This is a genomic window from Acidihalobacter yilgarnensis (assembly GCF_001753245.1).
Lineage (GTDB): Bacteria > Pseudomonadota > Gammaproteobacteria > DSM-5130 > Acidihalobacteraceae > Acidihalobacter > Acidihalobacter yilgarnensis.
The window spans coordinates 499,858-515,917 of sequence record NZ_CP017415.1 but is presented as its reverse complement, the minus strand read 5'-3'; the positions used below and the strand labels follow the sequence as shown (position 1 = coordinate 515,917).

The window sequence follows — 16,060 nt, the reverse complement described above, 5'->3', positions numbered from 1 at the left end:
AGTATGGATATCCGCAAAGTCAAAAAACTCATCGAGCTGCTCGAATCCTCCGGCATCGCCGAGATCGAGATCAAGGAAGGGGAAGAATCGGTACGCATCAGCCGCCAGGCCACGCAAATCGCAGCGCCTCCGCTTGGCTACGCACCGCCCCCCACCCAGGCAGCCACCATCATCGCGCCACCAACCAGCCAAGAAGCTGATGGCGGTGCAGCAATCCCCGACGGCCAGCGCGTCCTTTCGCCCATGGTCGGCACCTTCTACAGAGCCTCTTCGCCAGGCACAGCACCCTTCGTCGAGATCGGGCAAAACATTGCGGTCGGCGATACCCTCTGCATCATCGAAGCGATGAAGATGCTCAACCAGATCGAAGCTGAGCACGCCGGCGTCGTCAAGGCGGTTTTGGTGGAAAATGGGCAGCCGGTAGAGTACGGCGAGCCTTTATTCGTCATCGGCTAACGGAAAAACACCCGACCATGCTCAAGAAAGTCGTCATCGCCAACCGCGGCGAAATCGCGCTGCGTATCTTGCGTGCCTGTCGCGAACTCGGCATCAAAACCGTAGCCGTCCACTCCGAGGCGGATCGCGACCTCAAGCACGTACGCCTAGCGGACGAATCCGTGTGCATCGGACCCGCGCCCTCCGCCGAGAGTTACCTCAACATACCAGCCATTATCAGCGCGGCCGAAGTCACCGATGCCGTTGCCATCCACCCCGGCTACGGATTCCTCGCGGAAAACGCCGATTTTGCCGAACGCGTCGAATCGAGCGGATTCATTTTCATCGGCCCCAAGGCCGAAACGATCCGCCTGATGGGCGACAAAGTTTCTGCCAAGCACGCCATGAGAGCCTCTGGCGTTCCCTGCGTGCCCGGCTCCGAAGGTCCGCTCGACGATGATGCAGAAACCAATCTGCGTCTGGGTCGCGAGGTCGGTTTTCCGGTCATCATCAAGGCTGCCGGTGGTGGTGGCGGGCGCGGCATGCGGGTCGTGCATTCCGAGGCCAGCCTGCTCAACGCCATCGCCATGACCCGCGCGGAAGCGCAAAGCGCCTTCGGAAACCCTACTGTTTATATGGAGAAATTCCTCGAGGCTCCACGCCACATTGAATTTCAGATGCTCGCCGACCATCACGGCAACGCCGTCCACCTTGGCGAGCGCGACTGCTCGATGCAGCGGCGCCATCAGAAAGTCGTGGAGGAAGCCCCTGCCCCAGGCATCAGCGAGCGTGAACGCAACCGTCTAGGCGAGAGACTGGCCGAGGCCTGCCGTAAAATTGGCTACCGCGGCGCCGGCACCTTCGAATTCCTGTATGAGAACGGCGAGTTCTATTTCATCGAAATGAACACACGAGTGCAGGTCGAGCACCCGGTCACTGAAATGATCACCGGGATCGACATTGTGCGCATGCAGCTGCTAATCGCCGCCGGCGAACCGCTACCCTTCCGCCAAAAGGACATCCAGTTCCGCGGACACGCGATCGAGTGCCGGGTCAACGCCGAAGATCCGCGCAGTTTCATACCGTCGCCCGGCACGATCACACAGTATCACGCACCCGGCGGCCCCGGCATCCGGGTCGATTCGCACATATATAATGGCTACCGCGTGCCGCCTAACTACGACTCTCTCGTCGGTAAGTTGATCGCCTACGGCGAAACCCGAGAAACCGCCCTCGCCCGCATGCGTGGCGCACTGCAGGAAATCGTGATTGACGGGATCAAAACGAATATTCCCTTGCACCAGGACATCATCTCGGACGCAGCCTTCGTCAAGGGGGGCACCAATATCCATTACCTGGAAAAGAAACTGGGCCTCTAGACTCGTCGTCGCCGGTTACTCAGCGACCCACCACTCTCTCCGCGTCACTGCGTAACTCATGCCCTGGCAAAATCTGATACTGACCGCATCTGCGGAACTCGCCGAGGCGCTCGAATCTCGCCTCATGGCCGCTGGCGCCCTTTCCGTCACGCTCGGCGACGCGGGTGACGCACCCGTACTTGAACCCGGACCCGGCGAGACGCCGCTGTGGCCCGAAATCATGCTCACGGCACTGTTTACCGCCGAGGCCGATCTCATGCCTCTGGCGGTCGCGCTGCAGACCGAATACGCACTCGCGCAACAACCACGCACGGAGGCTCTACCCGATCAGGACTGGATCCGTGCATGGATGGACGACTTCAAACCCATGCGCTTCGGCAAACGAGTCTGGGTGTGTCCTAGCTGGTGCGAACCGCCGGAGCCCGAGGCCGTCAATCTGCGGCTCGACCCAGGTCTTGCCTTCGGCACCGGCACCCATCCGACAACCTCCCTATGCCTGCAGTGGCTAGACGGCCACCTCCAACCCGGTGGCAGCGTGCTTGATTACGGCTGCGGCTCCGGCATCCTCGCCATCGCCGCACTCAAGCTCGGCGCGCAAGAAGCCTGGGCTGTGGATATCGACCCACAGGCGCTGACCGCCACCCGCGACAATGCCCGCCGCAACGATATCGACGATACCTGCCTGCATATTGGGCAACCCGAAGCGCGTGGCACCTGGCAGGCCGACCTCGTGATCGCGAACATCCTGTCCGGTCCGCTGATTGCACTAGCCGATGTCCTCTGCGACTGCGTCAAACCAGGCGGACATCTACTGCTCTCCGGTATTCTGGCGACACAGGCGGACGCCACGGCGAACGCCTACGCCGGTCGCATCGATTGGGAGCCACCCGCCGTACACGACGGCTGGGTGCGCCTGTCGGGTCGACGAGACCATGATGCGTGACGGGCTATGCCGCTTCGGCGGCAGGCCGTATCCTTGAGGGCACCATGTACGTCGAATGCCCACAATGCCATGCCCTCTACCGAATCAGCCGCCACCAGCTCGCAGCTGCGGACGGCTGGGTGCGTTGCGGTGAGTGCAATCACATATTCGAAGCCCGCGAAACTCTCTCTGACGAAGACGAAAAACACCCTCAACTCCCGCTCGGCTATCCCGACGACATCCCCACGGAGCCCGCACTCGACCCCGAGCCCAGCGATTGCTCACCCGTCGAAGCCACGGCCGACACCGTCGCGAAAACGCACCGAAAGCGCTGGATAGCCACGCTGTTGTGGAGCCTAGGCATTCTCGCCCTCCTCACCCTTCTCGCAGGACAGTACGTACTCAGCATCCGTGACCAACTGGCCGAAACACCCATGCTTCGTCCTTGGCTCACCCGACTTTGCGAGCTACGTGGCTGCACCCTACCGCCCTTGCGGGCACTGAACCGTATCGAATTGCTCAGCCGCAATGTCTTCACGCATCCCAATATCGCGCATGCGCTGATGCTCACTGCCACCATCGACAATACCGCACCGTTTCCGCAGCCCTATCCCGCACTGCAAATCAGTTTCTCCAACCTACAAGGCCAGGTCGTCGCCATCGGTCGATTCAAACCCGCCCAATATCTGCCACCGAACATCAATCCAGCACACCTCATGCCACCGGACACCCCTGTCTCAATCAGCGTCTCATTCAAAGATCCGGGGGCGCAGGCCGTGAGTTACGAATTCAGTTTCCATTGACGCGCCACTGAGTGCCTGGCTGCTTTACAATCCCCCCCGCTCAACTATGTTTTTCCGATTCCTCGTACGATGATGACCCCGGCCCCCATGCAGATCGGCGCATACTCCATTCCCAATCGGCTGATGCTTGCACCCATGGCCGGCGTGACCGACCGGCCGTTTCGCAATCTGTGCCGCCGCCTCGGCGCGGGCATGGCGGTCTCCGAAATGGTCACCGTGCGCCCCGAATTACGCAGCAGCGTGAAAACCCGCCTCCGACTCGACCACGCCGGCGAAACCGGTGTACGCAGCGTCCAGATTGCCGGTGCAGACCCTGCGATGATGGCCCAGGCGGCACGGATCAATGCCGCCGAGGGCGCCCAAATTATCGATATCAACATGGGTTGCCCAGCCAAAAAGGTCTGCAACAAGGCTGCAGGTTCGGCATTGATGCGCGACGAGAGCTTGGTACAACGCATACTTGAGGCCATAGTGAACGCCGTTGACATACCGGTCACCCTGAAGATTCGTACCGGTTGGTCCCCTGAGCATCGCAATGCGGTTGAAATCGCACGCATTGCCGAGGCCGCCGGCATTCACGCCCTTGTCGTGCATGGCCGCACCCGCGCCTGCCGCTTCGAGGGCGTGGCCGAGTACGACACCATCCGTGCGGTCAAGTCCGCAGTCGGCATCCCCGTCATCGCCAACGGCGACATCGACAGTCCGGCGCGGGCTCGCATCGCCCTCGAGACCAGTGGCGCCGATGCGCTGATGATCGGGCGCGCTGCGCAGGGAAATCCCTGGATCTTCCGTGAGATCGATCACTATCTACGGACCGGGTTGCCCGCCGTAATGCCGGATGCCGGGGAAACGCGCGACACGCTACTTGACCATGCGCAAGCGCTATACCATTTTTATGGCGAAGCACGCGGGTATCGGGTCGCGCGCAAGCACATCGACTGGTATCTTAAGGCGTCAATGATAAGAACAGCGCGCAAAGACATCCCTGAATGGCGCGCACGCATCCTGAGCGCCGAGGGCAGCGCGGTGCAGTATCGTCTGCTCGAGTCCTTTTTCCAGAACAGCCAATCAAGGGGGCTTGCCGCATGAACGCACCACCATCGCAGAAATTCACTCAATCACTTGCCGACACGGCCGCTGCGCATGCGCCCCCCCGCTCTCGGACGCAGTACGAATTTCGCTCGAACATTACTTCCAGGCCCTAGACGGACACGAACCCAGCGACCTCTACCGCCTAGTACTGGCCGAAGTCGAACGTCCACTGCTCGAGGCCGTACTGATTCAATGCCGGGGCAATCAATGCCGCGCTGCCTCATATCTGGGCATCAGTCGCGGCACGCTACGCAAAAAACTCCTGGATCACGGCCTGAACTGACACACTGAGGGCCACCCGACAAACGGCCCACAACAGGCAGACCCAAGCTCGCCGCACCGGTATACTGCGCGGCTTTTCCACGACCCGCGGACCCTTCGATGCAAGATATCCGACCCATCGGCCGAGCCCTCATCAGCGTTTCCGACAAAACCGGCATTGAGGCCCTCGCCCGCGCCCTCGTAGCACTCGGCGTCGAGCTGCTCTCCACCGGCGGCACTGCCCGCACCCTCAAGGCCGCCGGGCTGCCAGTCCTCGACGTCTCGGAACACACCGGCCTCCCGGAAATGATGGATGGGCGCGTCAAGACGCTGCACCCGAAGATTCACGGTGGCATCCTCGGACGCCGCGGCATCGACGATGAAGTCATGGCGACCCATGGCATCGGCACCATCGACCTGGTCGTGGTCAACCTCTACCCCTTCGAAGCCACGATCGCCAACCCCGACTGCACCTTGCCCGAGGCCATCGAGCAGATCGACATCGGCGGCCCGGCCATGGTGCGCGCGGCAGCCAAGAACCACGCCGATGTCGGCGTAGTTGTCGATCCCGAGGATTATGCCGGCCTGATCGACGAGTTGCGTGCACACGGCGGCACCTTTCTGCGAACCCGTTTCGCGCTCGCCGCCAAGGCCTTCGCCCATACCGCACGCTACGACGGCATGGTCGCCAACTATCTAGGCGCCGTCACGGCCGACGGCGACCGCCAACCCTTCGCGGACACCCTCAGCCTCCAGTTCGACAAATCCGAAGACCTGCGCTACGGCGAAAATCCGCACCAGCGTGCCGCCTTCTACCGCGAGCGAACCGTCGCCGAGGCCAGCGTCGCCAGTGCCCGCCAGCTACAAGGCAAGGCGCTGTCATTCAACAACATCGCGGACACCGACGCGGCGCTCGAATGCGTCAAGCAGTTCGATGCGCCCGCCTGCGTGATCGTCAAGCACGCCAATCCCTGCGGCGTGTCCGTCGCACCCAATCTACTGACCGCCTATGAACGCGCTTATCAAACCGACCCCACTTCGGCCTATGGCGGCATCATTGCCTTCAATCGTCCGCTGGACGGTGACACCGCTCGCGCCATCGTCAGCCGCCAGTTCGTCGAGGTCATCATCGCTCCGGAGATCACCCCGGCGGCGGCGCGCGCCGTAGCGGAAAAGAAGAACGTGCGGCTACTGGCCTGCGGCCAGTGGGACGCACCGACACCCGGTCTCGACTTCAAGCGCGTCAATGGCGGCCTGTTGGTACAGGACCGCGACATCGCCTCCATCAGCGCCGAGACGCTCAAGCCCGTCACCCGGCGCTCGCCCAATCCGCAGGAGCTCGACGATCTACTGTTCGCCTGGCAGGTCGCCAAATTCGTCAAATCCAATGCCATCGTTTACGCACGTGATCGTCAAACGGTAGGCGTAGGCGCGGGGCAGATGAGCCGCGTCTATTCCGCACGTATCGCTGGCATCAAGGCCGCCGACGAGGGTCTCGTGGTGGCCGGCTCGGTGATGGCCTCGGATGCATTCTTCCCGTTCCGCGACGGTATCGACGCGGCGGCGGAGGCCGGCATCACCGCCGTGATCCAGCCAGGCGGTTCGATGCGCGACGAAGAGGTGATCGAGGCCGCCGACAGCCACGGCATGGCCATGGTGTTCACCGGAGTACGGCACTTCCGCCACTGATCGGCACACGCTAGGATGTCGGCATGAATGCCCACCCACCGCGTGGGTCAGGCGGAACCTCACAGGCCTGGCTGCTCGACCTGCATCAGCTGGTCGTAGCCCACTTCGAGGACATGGATGCCTTTGCGGAGGCCTGCCTGGAGGCTGGCCGACGCCTGCTCGAGCTGGAAACGGGCATCATTAGTCATATCGACGGCGACGATTACCGGATCGTTTATCTGCAAAGTCCGCTGCCAGACATTCGCCCCGGAGGCTGTTTCAGCCTACACGAAACCAGCTGCGAGGCTGTGGTGCGCGAGCGTCGCACCCTCTGCCATACCGACGCATCCGACCCGCCACAGTTATCGCTAAGTCATCCCGTCTACCGCGGCAAGGCGCCCCTGACGACCTACATCAGCACCCCGGTTACGGTTGATGGAGTCCTCTACGGCACCCTCAACTTCAGCGATAGCCGCCCACGACAACGGCCGTTTGATGCTGACCAGATCATGCTCGTCGAACTGATGGCCGGCCTGATCGGCCGTTTTATCGAACGCAATGTCCGAGACCGCAAGCGCGACGAACTGGCCCGCCATCTCGTCGAGCGCCAATCCATGCTCGATATGAGCTTCAATCACGCCATCATCGGCAAGGCCATCGTCGACGTCGCTAACAGCCATATCCTCGACGTCAATCCCACGCTCTGCCGCATGCTCGGCTACCCGCGCGAGGCATTGATCGACAGCACCTTCGAGCGCATCACGCACCCCGATGACCGCGGTCTGACCGCACCCGAAATCCGCAAACTGGTACGTGGCAAACACGACGCCTTTGAAATGGAAAAACGTTATCTGCACCAGGACGGGCATATTGTAGAGGCCTATGTCGGCATCACCGTGATCCGGGATGCAGACGGCCAACCGCGTTACCTGAGCGGAGAGCTGCTGGACATCACAGCGCGCAAGACATCCGAAACTGCCCTGCGCGAGGCCTATCGCGATCTCGCGCATCTGAGTATCACCGATGCCCTGACCGGCCTGCATAATCGCCGCAGCTTGGACGAAGTGCTGAACAAGGAAACCGCGCGCGCACGTCGTTCGCATATCCCGCTGTCATTAATTCTGCTCGATATCGACCATTTCAAGCGCTACAACGACGCCTTCGGACACCCTGCCGGCGACCAAGCGCTGCGTCAATCCGCCCGTTTGATCACCGAATCCATCCGCACCACGGACTTGGCCGCACGGTACGGTGGGGAAGAGTTCGCCATCGTCCTGCCGGATACGCCAGGCGATCATGCTGCGGTCCTTGCCGAGCGATGTCGGCGCGCGTTCCTCGACGAACCCTGGGATCATCACGACAGTCCGTTGACCGCGAGCTTCGGCGTGGCCACCCTGACCGACGCCATGACGGATGCCCATGCGCTACTACAACGCACCGATGAGGCCCTCTACGACGCCAAGGCTCAAGGGCGCAACCGCGTGATTGTCGCGGGATAGAACTAACGGCCCTACCGGACACTCACAAGCGTGGGCCGCCCCGGCGGTGCTTGACGCGACTGAGCAGCAGTTTGCATTCGACTCTGAGTATGCCCTCGCGGGCGAACAGGCGGCTTTGCGTGAAGTGCTCCAACGCCTGCATATCAGCCGTCAGTACGTGCACATGCAGGCTCAGCATATCGCTCATCACATACAAACTCGCGACTTCATCGCAACCCGCCAATTCGTCTGCAAGCCGCGGCAGCCAATCCGGCGAAGCCTGCACGTCCAGAAAGGCCGAGATACGCTTGTCGAGATATTCCGGATTGACGACCACCGTGAAATTCTCGATCACCCCCTGCTCGCGCAGGCGCTGCACCCGCTCGCGCACATTGGCCCTTGAGATTCCCAACCGACGTGCGATTTCAGCATAGGAGGCTCGCCCATCCTCGACCAGCCGCGCCAGAATTTCGTGGTCGATCGTATCCATTGGCAGCGCGGCCTATCTGAAAAAGAGAATCTGAATGGCAACGGCCAGCAGGAGGACGCCGAATATGCGCTTGAGCACGGTCACTGGAAGCCGGTGCGACAGTTGCACGCCCAGAGGCGCGAACAATACCGCCGTGGCGATGATCCCAAGCAATGCTGGCAATGAAACATATCCCAGGCTCCATGGTGGCAAGGCGGTATCATCAAGCCCAGAAATGACGAAACCCGCGGCGCCGAACAGTGCCAGCACAAAGCCAAGGGCAGATGAGGCCGCCACTGCGCGCTTCATTTCCACGTTGCACCAGCTCAGGAAAGGCACCGTCAGGGTACCGCCACCGATCCCGACCAGGGCGGATACCGTGCCGATGCCAATACCTGCAGCCCACAGCCCAGGCTTGGCCGGCAATCCACGACGGCCGGCTGGGCGCCAGTTGAGCAGAAGCTGCACCGAGGCGAGGATCAGGAATACGCCGAATACCAGGCGCAACCAGTGCCCCGGAATCCAGCCCGCGACATAACCACTCACGAAACTGCCCAAGACCACCGCCGGTGCGAGTGCGCGAACCAGCGGCCAGTCGATGGCCTTCTTGCGCTGCTGCGCGCGCACTGCCGACAGCGAAGTGAAGACGATGGTCGCCAACGAGGTACCGATGGCCAGATGCGTGATGACCCCTGGCGCCACCTTGAGATAGGCGAATGTGGCCAGCAGCACCGGCACAACCACGATGCCGCCCCGACACCGAGCATCCCGGCAAGCAGGCCAGCAATCACACCCAGACCCAGAAACAAAGGAATAGTCGAAAGCATCATGTCAGGATTCCTCGGTCGCGGAATGGTCGGTCGCGCCATAAGCCGCGCCGTCGCTGCGCGGATCCGCACCCGCCTCAAGATCGAGGCCGTCGGCATGTCGTCCGATACGAATCATGCCGGCGTGCCCCATGATCCCTGCATGGCGCGGCACCCACGACACATCCCGATGACCGCGCCGTTGCAGCCCGGCCATGACCTCCGGCGCGAAGCGGCGTTCCAGGCGTACGCCTGCGGTGGTCTCCCCCCATGTCCGGCCGTACAGCCAGCGCGGCGCGGCCACGGCCTCATCCGGCGCGTAACCGAAGTTCAGCGCACGCGTCAGGATCGCCGCCTGCGTCTGTGGCTGCCCATCCCCGCCCATGGTGCCGTAGACCAACCGCACACGACCATTCTCGACATAAAGCGCCGGATTGAGGGTATGAAAGGGACGCTTGCCGGGCGCAAGTTCATTGGCGTGACCGGGGCTCAGCGAGAAACTGCAACCGCGGTTATTCCACACCACCCCGGTATCGCCCACGACCACGCCGCAGCCGAATTCGTGGTAGATACTCTGAATCATACTGACCGAACGCCCCTGGGCATCCACGACGCCGAACCAGACCGTATCGCCAGGACCTGGCGATACGGGTGAGTCCACCGCCCGATCGGGGTCGATATGCAAGGCCAGCCGATCCAAATGGGCGGCATCGAGCAGATCGGCCAACGGCACATCCACAAACAGGGGATCGCCGACATAACGGTCACGCAGCGCGAAGGCCAGCTTGGTGGCCTCGATGGCATGGTGCACATAGGCATCGCCTTCCGGATCCATATCCGCCACCCCGGACCGTTCGAGCAGGCCCAACAGCATCAGAGATGCCACACCCTGAGTGGGCGGCGGCAAGTTGATCAGCTCCCCGTCACCATAGGCCAAGCGCAGAGGATCAACCCAGCACGGCCGGTAATCGGCCAGATCGTCCGCGCCGAGCAGACTGCCGGCTGCACGTAGTCCCTTCGCGAGGCGCCCGGCCAGCGCGCCCCGATAGAACGCATCGCTACCCTCCCGCTGCAATTCGGCAAGCGTCAGCGCCAACGCAGGCTGCCTGAAGATGTCACCCTCACCCGGCAAGCCGCCCGGTGCGAGAAAAACCTCGGCAAACCCCGGCAGATTGCGCAGCGCCTCGGCGCGCTCGGCCAGCGTCACCGCATGACTGCGGCTCACCGGAAAACCCGTCTCGGCATAACGCCTCGCCGGCTCCAGCAATGCAGCCCATTCCAGACGCCCACCCCACGCTTCGCGACTCATGTCATAGGCAGCGCCCCAGCTACCGACGGCCCCGGCCACCGTCACCGCCGCCAAGCCACCGCGTTCCGGCAACGCACTCATACCCGCATCGGCATAGTATTGCGGCGAGTACGCGGCACCGGCTTGGCCGGCACCCGCCAACCCGCGCACCGAACCAGCCTCGTCCGCCACCAGCCAAAAGGCATCGCCGCCAATGCTATTCATGTGCGGATAGACCACCGCAATGGCCGCCGCAATGGCGATCGCAGCCTCAATGGCGTTACCACCCTGGCCGAGGATATCGGCGCCCACCCGACTGGCCAATGCGTTGGGCGTAGTCACCACACCCAACGCGGAGCGGGCATACAGGGGAAGCGTATTCGGCTCTATTTCTGAATTCATCGCTGGACCGCAAACCATTATGGATAAGCCGACATTATGCGGCATTTACGCTACAGGGCTCTCCGACCGACGCCGGTCAAATGGGCACAAACTGACCCATACGACCGTATCATCGACCCATACCGTCGCAGAACAGCTCCTTTCTCGCGACAATCGAACGCCGAATCCGGCATCAGACGACCAATCGGAATATTTTCTGCGCCTCCGAGACCGACGAAACGCCATTTCCGGCCGTCCGGCCGGGGCGCATTGCAACCGGGCCGGTGATAAAATCGCCGGCCAACATGAGGGAACACGCAACAACATGACATTCACACCCCCCTACAGAATCGAATGACGACCACACCACTGCGCGTCGGCGTCTACGTTGACGTCTCCAACATCCACCTCAACGGCGGCTATCGCATGCAGTTCGACATCCTGCGCGACTTCGCCTGCCGCGACGGTGCCAATCCAGTCCATCTGAACGCCTATCTGGCCTACGACGCGCAAAGAGCCGAACGCGACGCCGGTTATCGGACCGGTGCCCGCCAGTTTCACGCCGCCTTGCGCGACATCGGTTACAAGGTCATCGTCAAACACGTTCGCTGGTATACCGACGAGGCCGGCGAGCGCTACGGCAAGGCAAACATGGACCTTGAACTGGCCGTCGACGCCCTGCTTCAGGGGGAACGGCTCGATCGCGTCCTCATTGCCAGCGGCGACGGCGACTTCGCCTACTTGGTTCGTGCCCTGCAGAATCGCGGCTGCCGCACCGAGCTTATCGCCTTCAGCAACGTCTCTTCCGATCTGCGCCAGGAGGTAGACCTTTTCGTCTCCGGCTACCTGATACCCGGCCTGCTACCGGTCAAGTCAGAGCGTCCCTGGGGCACACTGGACTCGCGCCTGCGCGGCACCTGCTATCACTACGACCACGAAAAGGGCTTCGGTTTTCTGCGCTATCTCAAGCACATCGACACGCACCTGCACATCACCGACGCCCGCGACCCACACTCGCCCTACGGCACCGTGTTTTTCCACGCCAGCCAGTTGCCGGCAGGCTACGACACGCGCAGCCTGCCCTCACGCGAGCACGTATTCGAATTCACTTTGCGCCCGCCGGCCGGAGAGGACAAAAAAGATCCCTCGGCCGCCGAGCTCATACATGTCAACTGATCGAGGGCTGTAACGCATGAATGTACTGGTCATCGGCGGCGGCGGTCGCGAGCATGCCCTTGCCTGGAAACTGGCCCAATCGGCCTCTGTCGAAACGGTCTACGTCGCACCGGGCAATGCAGGTACCGCCAGCGAACCTGGCATACGTAACGTACCGCTGGCCGCCAACGACATTCCCGGCCTGCTGCGTTTCGCCGACGAGGCCGGCATCCACCTCACCGTGGTCGGCCCCGAGGCGCCGCTGGTCGCGGGTATTGTGGATACCTTCCGCGACGCAGGACACCGCATTTTTGGCCCGACGCGTGATGCCGCGCGTCTCGAAGGCTCCAAGGCCTTCAGCAAGGACTTTCTGCACCGCCACCGCATCCCAACCGCGCGTTACGGCAGCTTCACCGAAATCGCACCTGCCCTCGATTTCATACACGACCACGGTGCCCCAATCGTAGTCAAGGCCGATGGACTGGCCGCCGGCAAGGGTGTGGTCGTGGCGCAAACCCAGGAAGAGGCCCGCACCGCGGTACACGAAATGCTCGCCGGCAATGCCTTTGGCGAGGCCGGGCACCGCGTGGTCATCGAAGAATTTCTGCGTGGCGAGGAAGCCAGCTTCATCTGTATGGTCGATGGCGTACATGTCCTACCGATGGCCACCTCACAGGACCACAAGGCGCGCGACGACGGTGACCTCGGCCCCAATACCGGCGGCATGGGCGCCTATTCGCCGGCCCCTGTCGTCACGCCGGAGATCCACGCGCGCATCCTGCGCGAGGTTATCGAGCCCACCGTGATCGGCATGGCCAGCGAGGGCACACCTTACACGGGCTTCCTCTATGCCGGCGTGATGATCGACGCCGAAGGCACCCCCAAGGTACTGGAATTCAACTGTCGGTTCGGCGACCCGGAAACCCAGCCGATCATGCTGCGTCTACGCAGCGATCTCTATGCACTGATCGAATCCGCAGTTGACGGACAGCTTGAGCAGGCCAGCGCCAACTGGGATCCCCGTGTCGCCCTCGGCGTGGTGCTCGCTGCCCAAGGTTACCCCGAAACTTATCTTGAGGACGAACGCCTCGACCCGCTGCCCGCGGACGACGACGATCGCAAGCTGTTCCATGCCGGCACTCGCCTGATGGGGGAACACGTCGTCAGTGCTGGCGGACGGGTATTGTGCGCCACCGGCTTGGGCGATACTGTGAGCGAGGCTCGGACCCGGGCCTACGCACTGGCCGATGCCGTTGCCTGGCCCGGCAAGTATTACCGCACCGACATCGGGCATCGCGCGCTCTCCCGAAGCAACTGATCACCTCGGGAAGGCTCATACCGGCTTGAACGGCGGGCGCGATTCTTGCTGAAGGTATCACTCGGGGATTCACCTCACAGACGGGGAACGCGCCGATGAACGATATCCTCCACGAAAGTGTCTTTACGCCACTGGAGAACGACTGTAAGGCGCTGGGGGACTCGATCAGGGGCCGCCTGATCCACAGCCTCGGTAAGGACCCGCGCATCGCCACCGAACGCGACTGGCTACATGCCGTCGCACTGGCTGTGCGCGAGCGCATGCTCGAACGCTGGATATTTACCCGCCGCGGCTACCAGGACGCCAGCGCCAAACGCGTCTATTACCTCTCGATGGAATTCCTCATCGGGCGAGGCCTCATCAATGCCATGCTCAACCTCGGTATCTACGATGCCACTCGCGAGGCACTGGCAGAATTCGGTATGGATCTGGGCGAAATCGCCGAACTTGAGGCCGACGCGGCCTTGGGCAACGGCGGTCTTGGCCGGCTTGCCGCCTGTATCCTTGACTCACTGGCCACCCAGTGTCTGCCGGGTTTCGGCTACGGCATTCGCTACGAATACGGCATGTTTGCCCAGGAAATCCGAGACGGCATTCAGATCGAACATCCCGATACTTGGTTGCGCTACGGTAATCCCTGGGAACTGCCCCGCCCGGAAGGCCTGCATCCGGTGCGCTTTTACGGGCACCTCATCACGCACTACCGCGCAAACGGAGAAGCCCAACACTTCTGGGAGGACGGCGAAACCGTCATGGCGATGCCTTACGACCTCCCGATCCCCGGCTACGGCCCCGGCAATGTCAACAACCTGCGCCTCTGGGCGGCCAAGGCCTCGCGCGACTTCGAGCTGGAGTACTTCAACGAAGGCGACTACATCGGGGCCGTCGAACAAAAGAACCAATCCGAGAACATCAGTCGCGTGCTCTATCCCAACGACGCCAGTCAGGCCGGGCGGGAGCTACGGCTCAAGCAGGAATATTTCTTTGTCTCCGCCTCCCTGCAGGATATCCTCGGCCGTCATCGCGAAGACGGACACACTCTCTCAGCGCTACCGAACCACGTCGCGATCCAGCTCAACGACACCCACCCCGCAATTGCGGTGGCTGAGCTGATGCGGTTGCTGATGGACGACAACGACCTGCCTTGGAATGCCGCTTGGCGGATCACGGTCAAGACTCTGGCCTACACCAATCACACCCTCATGCCGGAGGCGTTGGAAACTTGGCCAGTCGAGCTGATGACGCGTGTGCTGCCGCGTCACATGCAGATCATCTACGACATCAATCACCGCTTTCTCAACGACGTACGACATCGTTTTCCCGGCGATCAAGAGCTGCTGCGGCGGGTTTCGCTAATCGACGAGGCTGGCGCCCGTCGCGTACGCATGGCCCATCTCGCGGTCGTCGGTAGTCATCACACGAACGGCGTGGCCGCGCTGCACAGCGAACTGCTGCGCAATACACTGTTCAGCGATTTCTATCGCATCATGCCCGAACGCTTCGTCAACGTAACCAACGGCGTCACCCCACGGCTCTGGCTACATCAGGCCAACCCCGATCTCAGCCGCATGATCTGCAAACACATCGGCGACGGCTGGATACGCGACCTCGATCAAATCGCGCCACTCGCAGCACTCGCCGAAAACGCCGAAGTACGTGCCGAGTTTCGTCAGGTCAAGCTCGCGAATAAGCGACGCCTCGCCGACTACATCGCTGCCGAGGCGGGGGTCAGGGTCAAGCCTGAAGCGCTGTTCGACGTGCAGATCAAGCGCATCCATGAATACAAACGCCAGTTGCTCAAGCTATTGCACGTCATCAGCCTCTACAACCGAATCCGCGATGGACAAGCAGATGACTGTGTGCCGCGCGTAGTACTGTTCGCCGGCAAGGCCGCGCCAGCCTACATCATGGCCAAGCAGATCATCCGGTTGATCAACGATGTTGCCGATGTGGTAAACAACGACCCGATCGTGGGCGACCGCCTCAAATGTGTATTCGTTCCCAACTACGGCGTTTCCATCGCCACGATCATCATTCCCGCCGCCGACCTGTCCGAGCAGATATCGACCGCCGGCACCGAAGCCTCCGGCACGGGCAACATGAAACTTGCGCTCAATGGCGCGCTCACTATTGGCACCTTGGATGGCGCCAATATCGAAATTCGAGACGAGGTGGGTGCGGACAACATCTTCATCTTCGGTCTGCACACCGACGAGGTCGAAGCACGTCAACAGGCCGGCTACGATCCACGCAAGCACTATCGGGAAAACCCGTCGCTGGCCCGCTGCCTCGACATGATCGCCAGCGATTTCTTCGCGCCGGACGAACCGCACCGCCATCAAGCCATCGTCGACAGTCTGTTACACGAAGATCGCTATCTCCTGCTGGCAGACTACGCGGCCTACATCGAGACGCAAAACGAGGTCGATCGGCTCTATCGTGAGCCAGAGGATTGGAGCCGCAAGGCCATTCTCAATACCGCACGCATGGGACGTTTCTCGATCGACCGCACGGTCAGGGAATACGCCAGCCAAATATGGGGTATCGAACCGCGTTCCGTAAAAGGACAAGAACCCAAAAACGCCTGAATACGACGAGGCCCCGC

The 16,060-nt window shown here is 61.9% G+C and carries 14 protein-coding genes; 11 read left to right on the top strand and 3 right to left on the bottom strand.

The genetic code is table 11. The annotated features are described in order from the left end of the window. Positions 1–3 precede the first annotated feature (3 nt). From accB to BI364_RS02505, 8 genes are all read left to right on the top strand, one after another. A complete protein-coding gene (gene accB / locus BI364_RS02540; RefSeq protein ID WP_070077419.1) occupies positions 4–456 on the top strand; it encodes an acetyl-CoA carboxylase biotin carboxyl carrier protein in 453 nt (150 codons plus the stop codon). Between the two features lie 17 nt (positions 457–473). Next, positions 474–1,814, top strand: a complete 1,341-nt coding sequence (gene accC / locus BI364_RS02535) for an acetyl-CoA carboxylase biotin carboxylase subunit (protein WP_070077418.1) — start codon at positions 474–476, stop codon at positions 1,812–1,814. Positions 1,815–1,872: 58 nt separating this feature from the next. Beyond that, entirely contained in the window at positions 1,873–2,757 is an 885-nt protein-coding gene (gene prmA, locus BI364_RS02530) for a 50S ribosomal protein L11 methyltransferase (protein ID WP_070077417.1), read from the top strand. Continuing rightward, positions 2,754–3,539: a DUF3426 domain-containing protein gene (locus tag BI364_RS02525; protein WP_070077416.1), complete on the top strand. Its 786-nt coding sequence runs from the start codon at positions 2,754–2,756 to the stop codon at positions 3,537–3,539. Before prmA ends, BI364_RS02525 begins: the two co-directional genes overlap by 4 nt. 87 nt (positions 3,540–3,626) lie before the next feature. Further along, positions 3,627–4,628 (top strand): tRNA dihydrouridine synthase DusB, encoded by a 1,002-nt coding sequence (gene dusB, locus BI364_RS02520; protein ID WP_083251514.1) that lies wholly within the window; start codon positions 3,627–3,629, stop codon positions 4,626–4,628. Next, positions 4,618–4,914 (top strand): helix-turn-helix domain-containing protein, encoded by a 297-nt coding sequence (locus BI364_RS02515; protein WP_407639331.1) that lies wholly within the window; start codon positions 4,618–4,620, stop codon positions 4,912–4,914. The genes dusB and BI364_RS02515 overlap by 11 nt, the downstream gene beginning before the upstream one ends. Before the next feature lie 98 nt (positions 4,915–5,012). After that, positions 5,013–6,581, top strand: a complete 1,569-nt coding sequence (purH, locus tag BI364_RS02510) for a bifunctional phosphoribosylaminoimidazolecarboxamide formyltransferase/IMP cyclohydrolase (protein ID WP_070077414.1) — start codon at positions 5,013–5,015, stop codon at positions 6,579–6,581. A 23-nt stretch (positions 6,582–6,604) separates the two neighbouring features. Beyond that, positions 6,605–8,059 (top strand): sensor domain-containing diguanylate cyclase, encoded by a 1,455-nt coding sequence (locus tag BI364_RS02505; protein WP_070077413.1) that lies wholly within the window; start codon positions 6,605–6,607, stop codon positions 8,057–8,059. Between the two features lie 22 nt (positions 8,060–8,081). Here BI364_RS02505 and BI364_RS02500 read toward each other — a convergent pair whose 3' ends face one another. The 3 genes from BI364_RS02500 to ggt form a co-directional block, all read right to left on the bottom strand. Then, positions 8,082–8,528: an Lrp/AsnC family transcriptional regulator gene (locus BI364_RS02500; RefSeq protein ID WP_070077412.1), complete on the bottom strand. Its 447-nt coding sequence runs from the start codon at positions 8,526–8,528 to the stop codon at positions 8,082–8,084. Between the two features lie 12 nt (positions 8,529–8,540). Continuing rightward, on the bottom strand, positions 8,541–9,251 hold the full coding sequence (locus BI364_RS02495) for a sulfite exporter TauE/SafE family protein (protein ID WP_197495802.1): 711 nt from the start codon (positions 9,249–9,251) through the stop codon (positions 8,541–8,543). A gap of 87 nt (positions 9,252–9,338) precedes the next feature. Then, entirely contained in the window at positions 9,339–11,003 is a 1,665-nt protein-coding gene (ggt, locus tag BI364_RS02490; protein ID WP_070077411.1) for a gamma-glutamyltransferase, read from the bottom strand. 333 nt (positions 11,004–11,336) lie between these two features. Between ggt and BI364_RS02485 the strand changes: the two genes are divergently transcribed. The 3 genes from BI364_RS02485 (at position 11,337) to BI364_RS02475 (ending at position 16,043) form a co-directional block, all read left to right on the top strand. After that, the gene (locus BI364_RS02485; RefSeq protein ID WP_070077410.1) at positions 11,337–12,158 is read left to right on the top strand and encodes a LabA-like NYN domain-containing protein; all 822 of its coding nucleotides are present in this window, start codon (positions 11,337–11,339) and stop codon (positions 12,156–12,158) included. A 16-nt stretch (positions 12,159–12,174) separates the two neighbouring features. Then, the gene (gene purD, locus BI364_RS02480) at positions 12,175–13,455 is read left to right on the top strand and encodes a phosphoribosylamine--glycine ligase (protein ID WP_070077409.1); all 1,281 of its coding nucleotides are present in this window, start codon (positions 12,175–12,177) and stop codon (positions 13,453–13,455) included. Between the two features lie 95 nt (positions 13,456–13,550). Next, complete coding sequence (locus BI364_RS02475) at positions 13,551–16,043, top strand: glycogen/starch/alpha-glucan phosphorylase (RefSeq protein ID WP_070077408.1); 2,493 nt, start codon at positions 13,551–13,553, stop codon at positions 16,041–16,043. Positions 16,044–16,060 lie beyond the last annotated feature (17 nt).

Excerpts from the sequence above, each read along its gene's own strand:
- accB (WP_070077419.1), top strand. The coding sequence starts at position 4 with ATGGATATCCGCAAAGTCAAAAAACTCATCGAGCTGCTCGAATCCTCC.
- accC (WP_070077418.1), top strand. The coding sequence starts at position 474 with ATGCTCAAGAAAGTCGTCATCGCCAACCGCGGCGAAATCGCGCTGCGT.
- prmA (WP_070077417.1), top strand. The coding sequence starts at position 1,873 with ATGCCCTGGCAAAATCTGATACTGACCGCATCTGCGGAACTCGCCGAG.
- dusB (WP_083251514.1), top strand. The coding sequence starts at position 3,627 with ATGCAGATCGGCGCATACTCCATTCCCAATCGGCTGATGCTTGCACCC.
- purH (WP_070077414.1), top strand. The coding sequence starts at position 5,013 with ATGCAAGATATCCGACCCATCGGCCGAGCCCTCATCAGCGTTTCCGAC.
- BI364_RS02505 (WP_070077413.1), top strand. The coding sequence starts at position 6,605 with ATGAATGCCCACCCACCGCGTGGGTCAGGCGGAACCTCACAGGCCTGG.
- BI364_RS02500 (WP_070077412.1), bottom strand. The coding sequence starts at position 8,528 with ATGGATACGATCGACCACGAAATTCTGGCGCGGCTGGTCGAGGATGGG.
- ggt (WP_070077411.1), bottom strand. The coding sequence starts at position 11,003 with ATGAATTCAGAAATAGAGCCGAATACGCTTCCCCTGTATGCCCGCTCC.
- BI364_RS02485 (WP_070077410.1), top strand. The coding sequence starts at position 11,337 with ATGACGACCACACCACTGCGCGTCGGCGTCTACGTTGACGTCTCCAAC.
- purD (WP_070077409.1), top strand. The coding sequence starts at position 12,175 with ATGAATGTACTGGTCATCGGCGGCGGCGGTCGCGAGCATGCCCTTGCC.
- BI364_RS02475 (WP_070077408.1), top strand. The coding sequence starts at position 13,551 with ATGAACGATATCCTCCACGAAAGTGTCTTTACGCCACTGGAGAACGAC.